The organism is Photorhabdus noenieputensis, from assembly GCF_018448935.1.
Classification (GTDB): Bacteria; Pseudomonadota; Gammaproteobacteria; order Enterobacterales; family Enterobacteriaceae; genus Photorhabdus; species Photorhabdus noenieputensis.
Map to the genome: position 1 here is coordinate 119,720 of NZ_RCWC01000001.1, position 16,400 is coordinate 136,119.

Sequence of the window (16,400 nt, forward strand, 5' to 3'; positions counted from 1 at the left end):
ATATGGCAAAGAGTCATTTTAAACATACCAGCGTATTGCTGGATGAAGCAGTCAACGGACTGAATATTCGTGAAAATGGAATCTATATTGACGGCACATTTGGTCGTGGTGGGCATTCACGTCTGATTTTGTCGCAATTGGGGACGGCAGGTCGTTTAATTGCAATTGATCGAGATCCGCAGGCGATTGAAGTAGCAAAAGCGATCACAGATCCCCGTTTTTCGATTGTACATGGGCCATTTTCTAAATTGGCCCACTATACAGAACAAGCCGGACTGACTGGCAAAATTGATGGTGTATTACTGGATTTAGGTGTTTCTTCTCCTCAGTTGGATGATCCGGAACGCGGTTTTTCTTTTATGCGTGATGGGCCACTAGATATGCGGATGGACCCGACTCGCGGGCAATCAGCAGCAGAATGGCTGATGCATGCAACCGCAGATGATATTGCCTGGGTATTGAAAACATTTGGTGAAGAGCGTTTCGCCAAGCGCATTGCCAGAGCAATTGTGGCACGCAATCAGGAAGATCCAATTACCCGAACAAAAGCGCTAGCCGATTTGATTGCTCAAGCTAGCCCAGTGAAAGAGAAACATAAGCATCCGGCAACCAGGAGTTTCCAGGCTATTAGGATTTATATCAACAGTGAGCTGGAAGAGATTGAACAGGCGCTGGAGGGGGCATTACAAGTGCTTGCGCCACAGGGGAGACTTTCAGTTATCAGTTTCCATTCGCTGGAAGATCGTATTGTTAAACGATTTATTCGTCAGAATAGTCGAGGACCACAGGTGCCAGCAGGATTGCCATTAACAGAAGATCAACTGAAAGCGCAAGGTGGACGCAGCTTGAAATCGATTGGCAAGATGAAACCTTCAGAGGAAGAAGTGGCTGATAACCCACGGGCTCGCAGTTCTGTTTTGCGTTTTGCTGAAAAAGTTAGTGAATAATGGCAGGTGAACGTCACGGATTAACCAGTATTATCGGCAACGATTTACTCAAGAATGCCAAAATACCGTTAATTCTTCTAGTCGCTGTACTGGTTTCGGCCATAGTCGTTGTTACCATTGCACATGAAACCCGCTTGTTGACGGCAGAAAGAGAACATTTGGTCGTGGAACGAGATGCATTAGATATCGAGTGGCGCAATCTGATCCTCGAAGAAAATGCCTTAGGTGATCACAGCCGAGTTGAGCGGATAGCTGTTGAAAAAATGCATATGCAGCATGTTAACCCTGCTCAGGAAAACATTGTTGTTTCACAGTGAGTTAATTTAATTATTAAAAGGTAAGCGATGAAAGCAGCACGCTCCGTGAAATTAAAACGGCAAGAAGATAAAGCCAGTTTTGTTAGCTGGCGTTTTGCTTTGTTGTGCGGGGGGATTGCCGTAGCTTTAATTGGCTTATTGCTGAGGGTGACTTATTTGCAGGTCATCAACCCGGATCAACTGGTTAAAGAAGGTGATTTGCGTTCCCTGCGGGTGCAATCAATTCCTACCGCTCGCGGTATGATCAGTGACCGTATGGGGAGACCTCTGGCTGTCAGCGTTCCAGTCAATGCTGTGTGGGCAGATCCGAAAGAGGTATTTGAAAAAGGGGGGATTACGGATGATACCCGCTGGAAAGCTTTATCTGATGCCATTAATTTGCCTCTTGAGCAACTTACCGACAAAGTTAGTGCTAATCCGAAAGGTCGTTTTGTTTATTTAGCGCGTCAGATTAATCCATCGGTTGGCGATTACATCCATAAACTGAAATTGCCGGGAATTTATTTGCGTCAGGAATCCCGGCGTTATTATCCGGCAGGTCAAGTAACGGCACATATTATTGGCGTGACCAACGTTGATGGTCAGGGTATTGAAGGCGTAGAAAAAAGTTTTGATCGTTGGCTGACTGGTCAACCGGGTGAGCGGACTGTACGTAAAGACCGCTTTGGCCGTGTCATCGAAGATATTTCATCTGTTGATAGTCTGGCGGCGCATAATCTGGTATTGAGTATTGATGAGCGTTTACAGGCTCTGGTTTACCGCGAATTAACCAATGCGGTGGCCTTTAACAAAGCAGAATCCGGTACAGCGGTATTAGTCGATGTTAATACCGGAGAAGTGCTGGCAATGGCAAACAGCCCGTCTTATAACCCCAATAATCTCGTCAATACACCAAAAGAAGCGATGCGCAACCGGGCTATCACCGATATTTTCGAGCCAGGTTCCACTGTTAAGCCGATGGTAGTAATGGCTGCGCTGAATGATGGTATCATCAAAGAAAATACGGTTATTAATACAATACCTTTTAGGATAAGCGGTAAAGAAATTAGAGATGTATCCCGTTATCCAGAATTATCTATCACTGGTATTTTACAAAAATCGAGTAACGTCGGTGTTTCTAAGCTAGCGTTAGCGATGCCTGCGACGGAATTGGTGGATGTTTATTCACGCTTTGGGTTAGGAAAGGCGACCAATCTGGGGTTGGTTGGAGAAAGCAGTGGCTTATATCCAACAGGAAAACAGCGGTGGTCAGATCTTGATAGAGCGACCTTTTCTTACGGTTATGGGCTGATGGTAACACCATTACAGTTAGCGCGGGTCTATGCAACGATTGGTAGCTTGGGTATTTATCGTCCTCTGTCAATTACCAAAGTTGATCCACCTGTGCCAGGCACAAGAGTATTTCCTGAGCCTATCATGCGAACAGTCGTTCATATGATGGAAAGTGTGGCTCTGCCCGGCGGCGGCGGAGTGCGAGCTGCGATAAAAGGTTATCGGATTGCAATCAAGACGGGTACCGCCAAGAAAGTCGGGCCGGATGGCAAATACGCTAGTCGATATATCTCTTACGCCGCAGGTATTGCCCCTGCAAGTAACCCAAGATTTGCACTGGTTGTGATCATTAATGATCCACTGACAGGTAAGTATTACGGCGGTGTGGTTTCTGCGCCAGTATTTGGTGCCATTATGGGGGGTGTTCTACGCATCATGAATGTGGAACCAGATGCTTTGGCAGCAGGTGATAAAAACGAATTTGTGATTAATAAGAAAGAGGATACAGGTGGCAGATCGTAATCTACGCGATTTACTCGCGCCGTTGGGTATTGATGCCCCAGTGCGTGAGTTACGCGAAATGACATTGGACAGCCGTAAATCGTCTGCCGGAGATCTGTTTGTTGCTATTAAAGGGCACCAGACAGATGGTCGACACTACATTCCTCAAGCCATTGCACAAGGGGTTGCGGCGGTTATTGCAGAAGCCCAGGGTGAGGTTGATAACGGAACCGTACAAATTATGCATGGTGTTCCGGTTGTTTATGTGAACGATTTGAATAATAAGTTGTCACAGTTAGCTGGTGAGTTTTATTGTCACCCTGGTGATAAATTGCGCTTGATTGGTGTAACCGGAACCAATGGTAAAACAACCACTACTCAATTAATTGCGCAGTGGAGCCACGGATTAGGTGAAACCAGTGCCGTGATGGGAACTGTTGGCAATGGTTTACTGGGGCGTGTGGCACCAAGTGAAAATACCACAGGCTCTGCTGTTGATATCCAACTGGATTTGCAACAACTTGTTCGGCAAGGGGCGACTTTTGCGGCAATGGAAGTCTCTTCTCATGGACTGGTCCAGGGGCGTGTGGCTGCGTTGCCATTTGAGGCGGCAGTGTTTACCAATTTGAGCCGTGACCATCTTGATTATCACGGTGATATGGAACACTACGAAGCCGCTAAATGGCTGCTATTTTCCACTCATAATGTGAAGCGACAAATCATTAATGCTGATGATGAGATTGGATTGAAATGGTTATCCCATTTACCACAAGCAGTTGCGGTAACGATGGAAAACCGTCTGCCAGAAAATTGGCAGGGCCGTTGGTTAGCGGCACGTGAAATAAAGTATCACGATAAAGGGGTATCTATCACCTTCGAGTCCAGTTGGGGGGGCGGTACAATTGATAGTTCCCTAATGGGGGCATTTAATGTCAGCAACCTATTGTTGGCACTTTCCACTCTATTAGCTCTGGATTATCCGTTGGAAAAATTGCTTGCAACAGCTTCCTGCTTGGAACCTGTTTGTGGACGAATGGAAGTATTCACTGCACCGGGCAAACCAGTTGTCGTTGTTGATTATGCTCACACACCTGATGCGCTGGAAAAAGCTTTAATGGCTGCACGTTTGCATTGTCAAGGTAAGCTGTGGTGTGTTTTCGGTTGTGGTGGTGATCGTGATAAAGGTAAACGCCCATTGATGGGGAGCGTTGCAGAACAGTGGGCCGATTATGTGATTGTTACTGATGATAATCCGCGTAATGAAGAACCACAGGCAATTGTTGCTGACATTCTGACGGGTTTTCTTGATCCGGGGAGGGTGATAGCGGTTCATGGCCGTGTTGAAGCAGTAACCAGCGCTATTATGCAGGCAAAAGCAGATGATGTTGTATTGATAGCGGGTAAAGGCCATGAAGATTATCAATTGGTCGGCCATCGTCGCTTGGATTATTCGGATCGGTTAACTGTTGCTCGGTTATTAGGGGTGATTGCATGATTTCCCTCACTTTGCAACAACTGGCACAAGTCACGAATGGCGTATTGAATCAGGTGACTGAACAGCAGGCAGCAAATATTTGTATCAGTAATGTGACTACTGACAGCCGTCAGGTTGGAAATGGTAGTCTGTTTATTGCCTTGAAAGGTGAGCGTTTTGATGCTCATGATTTTTTTGCTGATGCAGTAAAAGCCGGTGCCGGTGCTTTGCTTGTCAGCCGTGTGTTGGATGTTAACTTTCCACAGGTCGTGGTTAAAGATACTCGTTTGGCAATGGGTAAATTAGCAGGTTGGGTTCGCCAACAGAGTAATGCTCGTGTCGTTGCGTTGACAGGTTCGTCTGGCAAAACATCGGTGAAAGAGATGACTGCGGCGATTTTGCGCCAATGTGGCAACACGCTCTATACCGCAGGTAACCTGAATAATGATATTGGCGTACCGCTGACATTGTTCAGACTAACAGAACAACATGAGTTTGCTGTGGTTGAATTAGGTGCAAGCCATGTTGGTGAAATTGCCTATACCGTAGAAATGGTTCGGCCAGAAACGGCATTAGTTAATAACCTGTTTGCTGCGCATTTAGCGGATTTTGGTTCTCTTGCGAGTATTGCAAAAGCTAAGGGCGAGATTTTTACCGGCCTTACAGAAAAAGGTACGGCGATTATCAATCTGGAAAGCAATGATTGGACTCATTGGCAACAGGTTATTGGTGACAAAACCGTACAGCGTTTTTCCATGCAACAAGCATCAGGCGCTGATTTTTACGCTACGGATATTCAGGTTAAACAACTGACGACGGATTTTTGTCTGCATACGCCTATTGGCAGCATAGAAATCAACTTGCCGTTGCCTGGGAAACACAATGTCGCCAATGCGTTAGCGGCCAGTGCGTTGGCAATCTCTGTTGGTGCAACCTTACGAGATATTCGTTCGGGCTTATTGGAGCTGAAAGCGGTACCAGGGCGATTGTTTCCAATCAATCTGGCAGAAGGAAAATTGCTGCTTGATGACACGTATAACGCCAATGTTGGTTCAATGACCGTTGCGGTTCAGGTGTTATCACAGATGCCGGGTTACCGAGTGTTGGTTGTTGGCGATATAGGGGCATTAGGTGAACAGTCAGAAGATTACCATCGTCAGATTGGTGAAACCGCAGCTTCTTGCGGTATTGATAGTGTGTTCAGTGTCGGCAAATTAAGTGTTCATGTTAGTGAGGCAAGTGGTTGTGGTCAGCATTTTGCGGATAAAGCCGCATTGATCGCAACATTGGTTCCACTATTACAACAACACAAAGTTATTTCAGTGTTAGTTAAAGGTTCGCGCAATACCACGATGGAAGATGTTGTCTACGCATTACAGGAGAGCTTCACATGTTAGTTTGGCTGGCCGAATATTTGGTCAAATATCACACCGGCTTTAACGTCTTTTCTTACTTGACGTTTAGGGCTATCGTCAGCCTGCTGACTGCTTTGGCTATCGCATTGTGGATGGGTCCGCGCATGATCGCCTTCCTGCAAAAATTACAAATTGGGCAGGTTGTTCGCAATGATGGGCCGGAGTCTCACTTTAGCAAACGTGGTACGCCGACAATGGGTGGTTTGCTGATCTTACTTTCAATTACGATTTCTACACTGTTGTGGGTACGCTTGAATAACCCCTATGTTTGGTGCGTGCTGATTGTGCTGATTGGTTACGGCATTGTTGGTTTTGTGGATGATTACCGCAAAGTCGTGCGCAAAGATACTAAGGGGTTGATTGCCCGCTGGAAGTATTTCTGGCAGTCCGTTCTGGCATTAGGGGTGGCGTTTGCAATGTACAGCGTTGGTAAAGATACTCCGGCAACGCAATTGGTCGTGCCATTCTTTAAAGATGTGATGCCGCAACTGGGTGTGCTTTACATTCTGTTGACCTACTTTGTAATTGTCGGAACCAGTAATGCGGTGAATCTGACGGACGGATTGGATGGTTTGGCAATTATGCCAACCGTTTTTGTCGCGGCGGGCTTTGCTTTGGTGGCATGGGCAACAGGTAACGTCAACTTTGCTAACTATCTGCATATCCCTTATCTGAGTCATGCTGGCGAGCTGGTTATCGTCTGTACTGCGATTGTTGGCGCGGGGTTAGGTTTCTTGTGGTTTAACACTTACCCGGCTCAGGTTTTCATGGGGGATGTCGGTTCTTTGGCATTAGGTGGTGCACTGGGGACGATTGCTGTGTTGTTACGCCAGGAGTTTCTACTGGTGATTATGGGTGGTGTATTTGTGGTAGAAACCCTGTCAGTTATTTTACAGGTGGGTTCTTTTAAACTGCGCGGGCAGCGTATTTTCCGTATGGCACCTATTCACCATCACTATGAATTGAAAGGCTGGCCAGAACCGCGTGTTATTGTGCGTTTTTGGATTATTTCTCTGATGCTAGTGCTGATTGGCTTGGCAACATTGAAGGTACGTTAATCATGGCGGATTATTTGGGTAAAAAAGTCGTCATTATCGGGTTGGGGCTGACAGGTCTCTCCTGTGTTGACTTTTTTATGACACGAGGCGTGATCCCTCGTGTGATGGATACTCGTGCGGTACCACCCGGCAAGGATAAACTGCCCGATGGTGTTGAGTGTCACAGTGGAAGCCTGAATACGGGTTGGTTGATGGATGCTGACTTGATTGTTGTAAGCCCAGGCGTTGCTTTGGCAACGGCGGAATTGCAGGCTGCGGCTAATGCAGGTATCGAAATTGTTGGTGATATCGAGTTGTTTTGCCGTGAAGCAACAGCCCCAATCGTCGCCATTACGGGCTCTAATGGTAAAAGTACCGTTACCAGTCTTGTCGGTGAAATGGCGAAAGCGGCTAATTGGCAGGTGGGTGTTGGCGGTAATATTGGCCTGCCTGCATTAGAATTGTTGAAGAAATCTTGTCAGCTTTATGTCTTAGAGCTCTCCAGTTTCCAGTTGGAAACCACATATAGCCTGAACGCAGCCGCCGCCGCTGTGCTTAATGTGACTGAGGACCATATGGATCGCTACCCTCAGGGAGTATCTCAGTACCGGGCGGCTAAATTGAGGATTTATCATCAAGCGAAAAGATGCATTGTAAATGCTCAAGATCCCCTGACACTGCCTGAAACGGGTATGGACAGTCGCTGTGTCAGCTTTGGTGTCGATTGTGGTGACTACCAGTTGGATAGTGAAAATGCCTGTTTAAAAGTTCACAACCAATCACTGTTGGCGACAAATGAAATTAAGCTGACTGGACGACATAACTATATTAATGGGGTGGTTGCATTGGCTTTAGCTGATGTGGTTGGTATTCCTCGTGAAGCTAGTTTGGCAACATTGACGGTTTATCCGGGGCTTAACCATCGTTTCCAGCTTGTTCATTTGAACAACGGGGTACGTTGGATTAACGACTCTAAGGCGACCAATGTTGGCAGTACGGTAGCTGCGCTCGATGGTCTGAACTTGGAGGGCACGCTTTATTTACTGTTAGGTGGTGATGGTAAGTCGGCAGACTTTTCTCCGCTCAACCCTTTCCTTTGTGGGGATAAAATTCGGCTTTACTGCTTTGGTCGGGATGGGAAACGACTGGCGCAACTACGCCCGGAAATAGCGACTTTAACTGAAACTATGGAACAGGCGATACGTGATATTGCTCCGCGGCTGGTGGCTGGTGACATGGTGCTGTTATCTCCTGCTTGTGCAAGTCTTGATCAGTTCCGTAATTTTGAACAGCGTGGTCATGAGTTTACTCGTCTGGCAGAGGAGTTGGGCTGATGTCTATTCCGGGATTCAGTAGATTAAAAGACTGGGTTATTGGTGGCCGTGAAACTGATGCCACCAATATGGTGTTGTATGATCGCACACTGGTTTGGCTGACACTCGGATTGGGAATTATCGGCTTTGTTATGGTGACATCAGCATCAATGCCGGTTGGGCAGCGTCTTGCAGAAGATCCGTTTCTGTTTGCTAAGCGTGATGCAATTTATCTCTTGCTGGCTTTCGGGGTGTCATTGATCACATTGCGTATCCCGATGGCTTTCTGGCAACGTTATAGCAATTTGATGTTGCTTATTTCCGTTATTTTGTTGCTGGTTGTTCTGGTAGTGGGGAATTCAGTCAATGGAGCATCGCGTTGGATTGCCATTGGGCCTTTGAGAATTCAACCTGCTGAGTTATCGAAACTTTCTCTATTTTGCTATCTCGCCAGTTATTTGGTACGCAAAGTAGAGGAAGTACGGAATAACTTTTGGGGATTTTGTAAGCCAATGGGCGTGATGGTTGTGTTAGCGGTGTTACTTCTGGCTCAACCTGACTTGGGAACGGTGGTTGTACTGTTTGTAACAACGTTGGCAATGCTATTTCTGGCCGGGGCAAAGTTATGGCAGTTTCTCGCGATTATTGGTTCAGGGGTATTCGCGGTGGTTCTGTTAATCATTGCTGAACCTTACCGTATACGCCGTGTAACTTCCTTTCTGGACCCTTGGGAAGATCCATATGGCAAAGGTTATCAATTAACGCAATCTTTGATGGCTTTTGGTCGTGGGGAATTTTTAGGGCAAGGACTAGGAAATTCAATACAGAAACTGGAATACCTGCCGGAAGCACATACTGACTTTATTTTCTCTGTTTTGGCAGAAGAATTAGGCTACGTAGGTGTGGTTTTGGTGTTGTTAATGATATTCTTCGTCGCTTTTCGCGCAATGACGATAGGTCGTCGCGCATTACAGATGGATCAGCGTTTTTCAGGTTTTCTGGCTTGTTCGGTAGGTATCTGGTTCAGTTTTCAGGCTCTGGTTAACGTTGGGGCCGCCGCAGGTATGTTACCGACTAAAGGTTTGACTTTACCTTTGATTAGTTACGGTGGTTCAAGTTTGCTGATTATGTCGACAGCTATCGTATTGCTATTAAGAATTGATTTTGAGACACGCTTGGCAAAAGCTCAGGCGTTTGTAAGGAGCCCCCGATGAGTGGCAAAACCCGGCGTTTGATGGTGATGGCAGGTGGAACCGGAGGGCATGTCTTCCCAGGGTTGGCTGTAGCTCATCATTTAAAAGACCAGGGCTGGGACGTTCTCTGGTTGGGAACAGCGGATCGTATGGAAGCCGATTTAGTACCGAAACATGGTATTGACATTGAATTTATTCAGATTTCTGGTCTGCGAGGTAAAGGGATCAAAGCATTGTTAGCTGCCCCGGTCCGAATTTTCAAAGCAATCCGTCAGGCAAAGGCGATTATACGTCGCTATCAGCCAGATGTCGTGCTTGGCATGGGGGGATATGTTTCTGGTCCCGGCGGTATTGCTGCATGGATGTGCGGTATTCCGGTTGTGTTGCATGAGCAGAATGGTATTGCCGGGCTGACAAACCGGTGGCTGGCTAAAATTGCTACGACTGTTTTACAAGCATTTCCCGGTGCATTTCCGAAAGCACCCGTTGTTGGTAACCCTGTCCGCGAAGATGTGTTGGCACTGCCTATACCTAAACAACGTTTGACAGGGCGTGAAGGTCCGATTCGGGTTCTGGTTGTTGGCGGCAGTCAGGGGGCGAGAATTCTGAACCAGACAATGCCTGAAATTGCTGCCCGTATGGGTGATAAAATGACTCTTTGGCATCAGACAGGCAAAGGGGCTAAAGAAAGTGTGCAGAATGCCTACAACAATTCAGTTAAATGCGAACATAAGATTACTGAATTTATTGACGATATGGCACAAGCTTATGCCTGGGCTGATGTGGTGATTTGTCGTTCTGGCGCGTTGACGGTGAGTGAAGTGTCTGCTGCGGGATTACCGGGGATTTTTGTGCCATTTCAGCATAAAGATCGTCAGCAATACTGGAATGCGTTACCTCTAGAAAAGGTTGGCGCTGCAAAAATACTGGAGCAACCACAATTTACGGTGGATGCAGTAATCGAATTGTTAACTCAGTGGCAACGGCCACAATTGTTGGAAATGGCGGAAAAAGCCCGTTCAGCAGCAATTGTTGATGCAACTGAGCGAGTTTCGGCGGCATTAATCGATGCGGCAAAGAAATGATTTAGACCGCCTTAAAAAGGGCGGTAAAGCAAACATATATAGTGAAGAAGAAAACGTGAATACACAACAATTGGCGAAATTAAGAGCTTTCGTGCCTGAGATGAGAAAAGTCAGGCACATCCACTTTGTTGGCATTGGTGGTGCTGGCATGGGGGGGATCGCCGAAGTGTTGGCTAATGAAGGTTATCAGATTAGTGGATCTGATTTAGCGCCAAACCCGGTAACTCGGCAACTGACTAAGTTGGGCGCTCAAATTTATTTTAATCATCGTCCTGAAAATATACTGGATGCCAGTGTTGTTGTGGCTTCAAGCGCAATTCAGGCGGATAACCCGGAAATTGTTGCAGCTCGTGAGGCCCGAATTCCGGTTATTCGCAGAGCGGAGATGTTGGCAGAACTCATGCGCTACCGTCATGGTATTGCTATTGCCGGGACTCACGGTAAAACAACGACAACGGCGATGATTTCTAGCATCTATGCACAGGCTGGCTTAGATCCCACTTTTGTTAATGGTGGTTTAGTTAAAGCAGCGGGAACACATGCTCGTCTTGGCAGTAGCCGTTATTTAATTGCGGAAGCTGACGAAAGTGATGCTTCTTTCTTGCATTTGCAGCCGATGGTGGCGGTCATTACGAATATCGAAGCTGACCATATGGATACCTATCATGGTGACTTCGAAAACCTGAAACAGACGTTTATTAACTTTTTGCACAATTTACCTTTCTATGGGCGTGCAGTTATGTGCATAGATGATCCGGTTGTCAAAGAGTTAGTCCCTCGTGTGGGGCGCTATATCACAACGTATGGTTTTAGTGAAGAAGCAGATGTCCGAATTACCCATTATGAGCAAAAAGGTGCTCAGGGATATTTTACTGTCAGTCGTCAAGATATGGCGGATCTGAAAGTCGTATTGAATGCACCAGGTCGCCATAATGCACTGAATGCGGCGGCGGCAGTGGCTGTTGCGACTGAAGAGGGTATTTCTGGCAGTGATATTTTGGCTGCGTTGGCAGGTTTTCAGGGAACCGGCCGCCGTTTTGATTTTTTGGGCAATTTTTCTCTGGAACATGTTAACGGCAAAAGTGGCAATGCGATGTTGGTTGATGATTATGGTCATCATCCAACGGAAGTGGACGCAACGATTAAAGCCGCCCGTGCTGGCTGGCCGGATAAACGTATTGTGATGATATTCCAACCTCATCGTTATACCCGAACCCGTGATTTATACGATGACTTTGCCAATGTGTTGAATCAGGTAGATGTATTGCTGATGTTGGACGTTTACTCTGCGGGTGAAGCGGTTATTCCGGGGGCAGATAGCCGTTCATTGTGCCGTACTATCCGTAGTCGCGGTAAGTTAGATCCGATTTTGGTATCTGATCCGGCGAAGGTAACCGCTGCGTTGGCCCAGGTGTTGGATGGTGATGATTTAATTCTGGTTCAAGGGGCCGGCAATATAGGCAAAATAGCGCGTAATCTGGCTGAAACAAAATTACAGCCATCTTTGAATGAGGAAAAACGCAATGGCTGAGAAAGTCGCGGTACTGTTGGGGGGAACTTCTGCTGAGCGTGAAGTTTCGCTGTTATCGGGACACGCCGTGTTGGCTGGATTGAGAGAAGCAGGTATTGATGCTCATCCAGTTGATACAAAAGATTTTCCTGTGACTCAACTTAAAGATGCCGGATTTGAGAAAGTCTTTATCGCGCTTCATGGGCGCGGTGGGGAAGATGGTACTTTGCAAGGTGTATTAGAATTTTTGCAGTTGCCCTATACCGGTAGTGGCGTGATGGCCTCCGCATTGTCAATGGACAAATTGCGCACAAAACAGTTATGGCAGGGAATTGGATTGACTGTTTCGCCATATGTTTCAATGAATTCTCAGCAATTTGAACGATTGACAGATTTTCAACTCCAAGAATATGTAGCAGATTTAGGTCTGCCATTAATTGTTAAGCCAAGTCTGGAAGGTTCCAGTGTTGGTATGACTAAGGTTAATGAGATTTCTGAGTTGCGTGGCGCATTAGAGACCGCGTTTCGTTATGACGTTGACTTGCTGATAGAAAAATGGTTGTACGGCCCGGAATACACGGTAGCCATCCTTGGTGATACGGCTTTACCTTCTATTCGTATTCAACCCGCTGCTATTTTTTATGACTATGATGCAAAATATCTGTCTGAAGAAACACAGTATTTTTGCCCAAGTGGCTTAAGTGATGAAAAAGAGCAGCAATTGGTAGAAATGGCGCTTAAAGCTTATCAATCAGTAGGATGTAGTGGTTGGGGACGGGTAGATGTCATGATGGATACTGATGGTGGTTTCTATTTGCTGGAGGTGAATACATCGCCAGGGATGACCAGCCACAGCTTGGTACCGATGGCTGCGCGTCAGGCTGGATTAAGTTTTTCACAGTTGGTGGCAAAGATTTTGGAGTTGGCTGATTGATATGTCTCAAGCGGCCCTGAAAGTAAGGGGACGGGATAATGAAAATAGCAGTTCCCGTCCTAGTAACGGCTCTTACCTGGCAGGGCTTATCTTCTTCCTGATGGTAATTGGGACCATTATTTGGGGAGGTTGGGCCGTCCTTAACTGGATGAAAGATGCGAACAGATTGCCTATTTCAAAATTGGTGGTAACGGGTGAGCGTCACTACACTACCAACGATGATATCCGGCAGGCAATTTTGTCATTAGGGCAACCGGGAACTTTCATGACGCAGGATGTGAATATCATTCAGCAACAAATTGAACGGATGCCGTGGATAAGGCAAGTCACTGTCCGTAAACAGTGGCCTGATGAACTGAGAATTCATCTGGTAGAATATGTCCCTTATGTGCGCTGGAATGAAACACAAATGCTGGATGCAGAAGGTCAGGTATTCAGCATGCCGACTGAATGGGAAGTTAAAGGGTATTTCCCGATGCTTTATGGCCCACAAGGCAGTGAAAAAGAAGTACTTGATGGTTACCGAGCTATGGCTAAACTTCTCGCTGCCAATAAATTGAAATTAAAAGCGGCGGCAATGACTGCGCGTCGTTCCTGGCAACTGACGCTGGATAATGGTATCCAGCTAAAGCTGGGAAGAATGGATACAACAGGCCGTATTAAACGTTTTATCGAGCTTTATCCACTGTTACAGCAGAACACAGAGAAAAGGGTAGATTACGTGGATTTGCGTTATGACAGTGGTGCCGCGGTAGGTTGGGTACCTTTACCAATCGGTGATCCTAATGCTCCGGCCAAAGGGCAATAAACAATTACTGGCAATAATTATATGAGGCAGGCAGAACAACGATGATCAAATCGACGGACAGAAAATTAGTAGTTGGCCTAGAGATTGGCACAGCAAAGGTATCTGCCCTTGTTGGTGAAATTCTGCCCGATGGTATGGTTAATATTATCGGGGTGGGAAGCTGTCCATCCCGCGGTATGGATAAAGGCGGTGTAAACGACCTGGAGTCGGTTGTTAAATGTGTACAGCGGGCTATCGATCAGGCTGAATTGATGGCGGATTGTCAAATTTCCTCTGTTTATCTGGCGTTATCTGGAAAACATATCAGTTGTCAGAATGAAATCGGGATGGTTCCTATTTCCGAAGAGGAAGTTACTCAGGAAGATGTAGACAATGTTGTTCATACTGCCAAATCAGTTCGTGTACGTGATGAATACCGAATACTGCATGTTATTCCGCAAGAATATGCCATCGATTATCAGGAAGGCATTAAAAATCCGGTGGGGCTTTCTGGTGTGCGTATGCAGGCGAAAGTTCACTTGATTACCTGTCATAACGATATGGCGAAAAATATTGCAAAAGCCGTTGAACGCTGTGGTTTGAAAGTCGACCAGCTTATTTTTTCCGGGTTGGCTGCCAGTTATGCTGTTTTGACCGAAGACGAGCGTGAATTGGGCGTTTGCGTGGTAGATATCGGCGGTGGGACGATGGATATTGCGGTGTATACCGGCGGAGCACTGCGTCATACCAAAGTTATCCCTTATGCCGGCAACGTTGTCACCAGTGATATTGCTTATGCCTTTGGTACGCCACCAAGCGATGCAGAAACGATAAAGGTACGCCACGGTTGTGCACTAGGTTCGTTAGTCAGCAAAGATGAAAGTGTGGAAGTGCCAAGTGTCGGTGGGCGTCCACCACGTAGCTTACAGCGTCAGACGTTGGCTGAGGTTATTGAGCCGCGTTACATCGAATTACTGAATTTAGTGAATGATGAAATTTTGCGATTGCAGGAACAGTTACGCCAGCAGGGGGTTAAACACCACTTGGCTGCGGGTATTGTCTTGACTGGTGGTGCTGCTCAGATTGATGGCTTGGCTGAATGCGCTCAGCGTGTGTTCCACGCTCAGGTGCGTATTGGTCAACCTCTTAATATTACTGGTCTGACGGACTATGCGCAGGAACCCTATTATTCAACAGCAGTAGGGTTGCTGCATTACGGGAAAGCCTCTCACCTTAATGGTGATGCGGATATTGAAAAACATGCTTCAGTGAGTCGCTGGTTTAAGAGAGTCAGTAGCTGGCTGAAAAAAGAGTTTTAATTTTATACAGAGGCTGCGTTTTTTTAGCCTCGATATAAAGGCACAAAGCGGAGAGAAACTATATGTTTGAACCAATAGAATTAACCAATGACGCGGTGATTAAGGTCATCGGCGTCGGCGGTGGCGGCGGTAACGCTGTTGAGCACATGGTGCGTGAACGCATCGAAGGTGTTGAATTCTTTGCAGTAAATACGGATGCTCAGGCATTGCGTAAAACGGCTGTCGGCCAGACTATCCAGATTGGTAATGGTATTACTAAAGGTTTGGGAGCTGGGGCAAACCCGGAAGTTGGTCGTACTGCTGCTCAAGAAGATCGGGATGCATTGCGCACCGCGCTTGATGGCGCGGATATGGTATTTATCGCTGCCGGTATGGGTGGCGGTACCGGTACTGGCGCAGCGCCTGTGGTAGCTGAAATTGCAAAAGAGCTTGGAATTCTGACAGTTGCTGTGGTGACTAAGCCTTTCAATTTCGAAGGTAAGAAACGCATGGCGTTTGCCGAACAAGGGATCACTGAATTGTCCAAGCATGTCGATTCATTGATTACTATCCCTAACGACAAACTGTTGAAAGTGCTTGGGCGTGGCATTTCATTACTGGATGCTTTCGGCGCAGCTAATGACGTTTTGAAAGGCGCGGTTCAGGGTATCGCTGAACTGATCACGCGTCCAGGTCTGATGAATGTTGACTTTGCTGACGTGCGTACCGTGATGTCCGAAATGGGCTACGCTATGATGGGTTCTGGTATCGCACAGGGTGAAGATCGCGCAGAAGAAGCCGCTGAGATGGCGATTTCCAGTCCATTGCTGGAAGATATCGACTTGTCAGGCGCTCGTGGTGTTCTGGTTAACATTACTGCTGGCTTTGATCTGCGTTTGGATGAGTTCGAAACAGTGGGTAACACGATCCGCGCATTTGCATCTGATAATGCAACTGTCGTGATCGGTACCTCTCTGGACCCAGACATGAACGATGAGTTGCGTGTGACTGTGGTTGCCACCGGTATTGGTATGGATAAACGTCCTGAAATTACGTTGGTCACCAATAAGTCTTCTCAGTCAAGTGTAATGGAACACCGTCATCAGCAAATGTCTGGCGGTATGTCTTCATTGTCTGAAGAAAATAAACCAGCAGCAAAAGTGGTGAATGACCAAAGCGTACAAACTAGCAAGGAGCCAGATTATTTGGATATTCCTGCATTTTTGCGTAAACAGGCCGATTAATAGCTAAAAAATTGGATTCTCCGCTTTTTGTGCTAAACTTCCCCGCCAACCATAGTGTATAGTGGTTGGCAGG

Annotated in this window: 14 protein-coding genes; all 14 read left to right on the plus strand. The window is 46.7% G+C overall.

Annotated features, from left to right (window positions below; translation table 11 throughout):
- Positions 1–2: 2 nt before the first annotated feature.
- The 14 genes from rsmH (at position 3) to ftsZ (ending at position 16,327) form a co-directional block, all read left to right on the plus strand.
- On the plus strand, positions 3–947 hold the full coding sequence (gene rsmH / locus EAE91_RS00585; protein WP_214086808.1) for a 16S rRNA (cytosine(1402)-N(4))-methyltransferase RsmH: 945 nt from the start codon (positions 3–5) through the stop codon (positions 945–947).
- Complete coding sequence (gene ftsL / locus EAE91_RS00590; protein ID WP_036777482.1) at positions 944–1,264, plus strand: cell division protein FtsL; 321 nt, start codon at positions 944–946, stop codon at positions 1,262–1,264. The genes rsmH and ftsL overlap by 4 nt, the downstream gene beginning before the upstream one ends.
- A 27-nt stretch (positions 1,265–1,291) precedes the next feature.
- Entirely contained in the window at positions 1,292–3,058 is a 1,767-nt protein-coding gene (locus EAE91_RS00595) for a peptidoglycan glycosyltransferase FtsI (protein ID WP_214086809.1), read from the plus strand.
- A complete protein-coding gene (gene murE / locus EAE91_RS00600; protein ID WP_214086810.1) occupies positions 3,045–4,532 on the plus strand; it encodes a UDP-N-acetylmuramoyl-L-alanyl-D-glutamate--2,6-diaminopimelate ligase in 1,488 nt (495 codons plus the stop codon). Before EAE91_RS00595 ends, murE begins: the two co-directional genes overlap by 14 nt.
- Complete coding sequence (gene murF / locus EAE91_RS00605; RefSeq protein ID WP_214086811.1) at positions 4,529–5,908, plus strand: UDP-N-acetylmuramoyl-tripeptide--D-alanyl-D-alanine ligase; 1,380 nt, start codon at positions 4,529–4,531, stop codon at positions 5,906–5,908. Before murE ends, murF begins: the two co-directional genes overlap by 4 nt.
- Complete coding sequence (gene mraY / locus EAE91_RS00610) at positions 5,902–6,984, plus strand: phospho-N-acetylmuramoyl-pentapeptide-transferase (RefSeq protein ID WP_036777487.1); 1,083 nt, start codon at positions 5,902–5,904, stop codon at positions 6,982–6,984. Before murF ends, mraY begins: the two co-directional genes overlap by 7 nt.
- Before the next feature lie 2 nt (positions 6,985–6,986).
- Entirely contained in the window at positions 6,987–8,297 is a 1,311-nt protein-coding gene (murD, locus tag EAE91_RS00615; protein WP_214087036.1) for a UDP-N-acetylmuramoyl-L-alanine--D-glutamate ligase, read from the plus strand.
- Complete coding sequence (gene ftsW, locus EAE91_RS00620) at positions 8,297–9,490, plus strand: cell division protein FtsW (protein WP_214086812.1); 1,194 nt, start codon at positions 8,297–8,299, stop codon at positions 9,488–9,490. The genes murD and ftsW overlap by 1 nt, the downstream gene beginning before the upstream one ends.
- A complete protein-coding gene (gene murG, locus EAE91_RS00625) occupies positions 9,487–10,554 on the plus strand; it encodes an undecaprenyldiphospho-muramoylpentapeptide beta-N-acetylglucosaminyltransferase (RefSeq protein WP_214086813.1) in 1,068 nt (355 codons plus the stop codon). The genes ftsW and murG overlap by 4 nt, the downstream gene beginning before the upstream one ends.
- Positions 10,555–10,609: 55 nt before the next feature.
- A complete protein-coding gene (murC, locus tag EAE91_RS00630; RefSeq protein WP_214087037.1) occupies positions 10,610–12,085 on the plus strand; it encodes a UDP-N-acetylmuramate--L-alanine ligase in 1,476 nt (491 codons plus the stop codon).
- Positions 12,078–12,998: a D-alanine--D-alanine ligase gene (locus EAE91_RS00635; RefSeq protein ID WP_214086814.1), complete on the plus strand. Its 921-nt coding sequence runs from the start codon at positions 12,078–12,080 to the stop codon at positions 12,996–12,998. The genes murC and EAE91_RS00635 overlap by 8 nt, the downstream gene beginning before the upstream one ends.
- 1 nt (position 12,999) lies before the next feature.
- Positions 13,000–13,806, plus strand: a complete 807-nt coding sequence (ftsQ, locus tag EAE91_RS00640; protein WP_214086815.1) for a cell division protein FtsQ — start codon at positions 13,000–13,002, stop codon at positions 13,804–13,806.
- A 41-nt stretch (positions 13,807–13,847) separates the two neighbouring features.
- Complete coding sequence (ftsA, locus tag EAE91_RS00645) at positions 13,848–15,104, plus strand: cell division protein FtsA (protein ID WP_214086816.1); 1,257 nt, start codon at positions 13,848–13,850, stop codon at positions 15,102–15,104.
- A 62-nt stretch (positions 15,105–15,166) separates the two neighbouring features.
- Positions 15,167–16,327: a cell division protein FtsZ gene (gene ftsZ / locus EAE91_RS00650; protein WP_011147812.1), complete on the plus strand. Its 1,161-nt coding sequence runs from the start codon at positions 15,167–15,169 to the stop codon at positions 16,325–16,327.
- Positions 16,328–16,400: the final 73 nt, after the last annotated feature.

Excerpts from the sequence above, each read along its gene's own strand:
- rsmH (WP_214086808.1), top strand. The coding sequence starts at position 3 with ATGGCAAAGAGTCATTTTAAACATACCAGCGTATTGCTGGATGAAGCA.
- EAE91_RS00595 (WP_214086809.1), top strand. The coding sequence starts at position 1,292 with ATGAAAGCAGCACGCTCCGTGAAATTAAAACGGCAAGAAGATAAAGCC.
- murF (WP_214086811.1), top strand. The coding sequence starts at position 4,529 with ATGATTTCCCTCACTTTGCAACAACTGGCACAAGTCACGAATGGCGTA.
- mraY (WP_036777487.1), top strand. The coding sequence starts at position 5,902 with ATGTTAGTTTGGCTGGCCGAATATTTGGTCAAATATCACACCGGCTTT.
- murD (WP_214087036.1), top strand. The coding sequence starts at position 6,987 with ATGGCGGATTATTTGGGTAAAAAAGTCGTCATTATCGGGTTGGGGCTG.
- ftsW (WP_214086812.1), top strand. The coding sequence starts at position 8,297 with ATGTCTATTCCGGGATTCAGTAGATTAAAAGACTGGGTTATTGGTGGC.
- murG (WP_214086813.1), top strand. The coding sequence starts at position 9,487 with ATGAGTGGCAAAACCCGGCGTTTGATGGTGATGGCAGGTGGAACCGGA.
- EAE91_RS00635 (WP_214086814.1), top strand. The coding sequence starts at position 12,078 with ATGGCTGAGAAAGTCGCGGTACTGTTGGGGGGAACTTCTGCTGAGCGT.
- ftsQ (WP_214086815.1), top strand. The coding sequence starts at position 13,000 with ATGTCTCAAGCGGCCCTGAAAGTAAGGGGACGGGATAATGAAAATAGC.
- ftsA (WP_214086816.1), top strand. The coding sequence starts at position 13,848 with ATGATCAAATCGACGGACAGAAAATTAGTAGTTGGCCTAGAGATTGGC.
- ftsZ (WP_011147812.1), top strand. The coding sequence starts at position 15,167 with ATGTTTGAACCAATAGAATTAACCAATGACGCGGTGATTAAGGTCATC.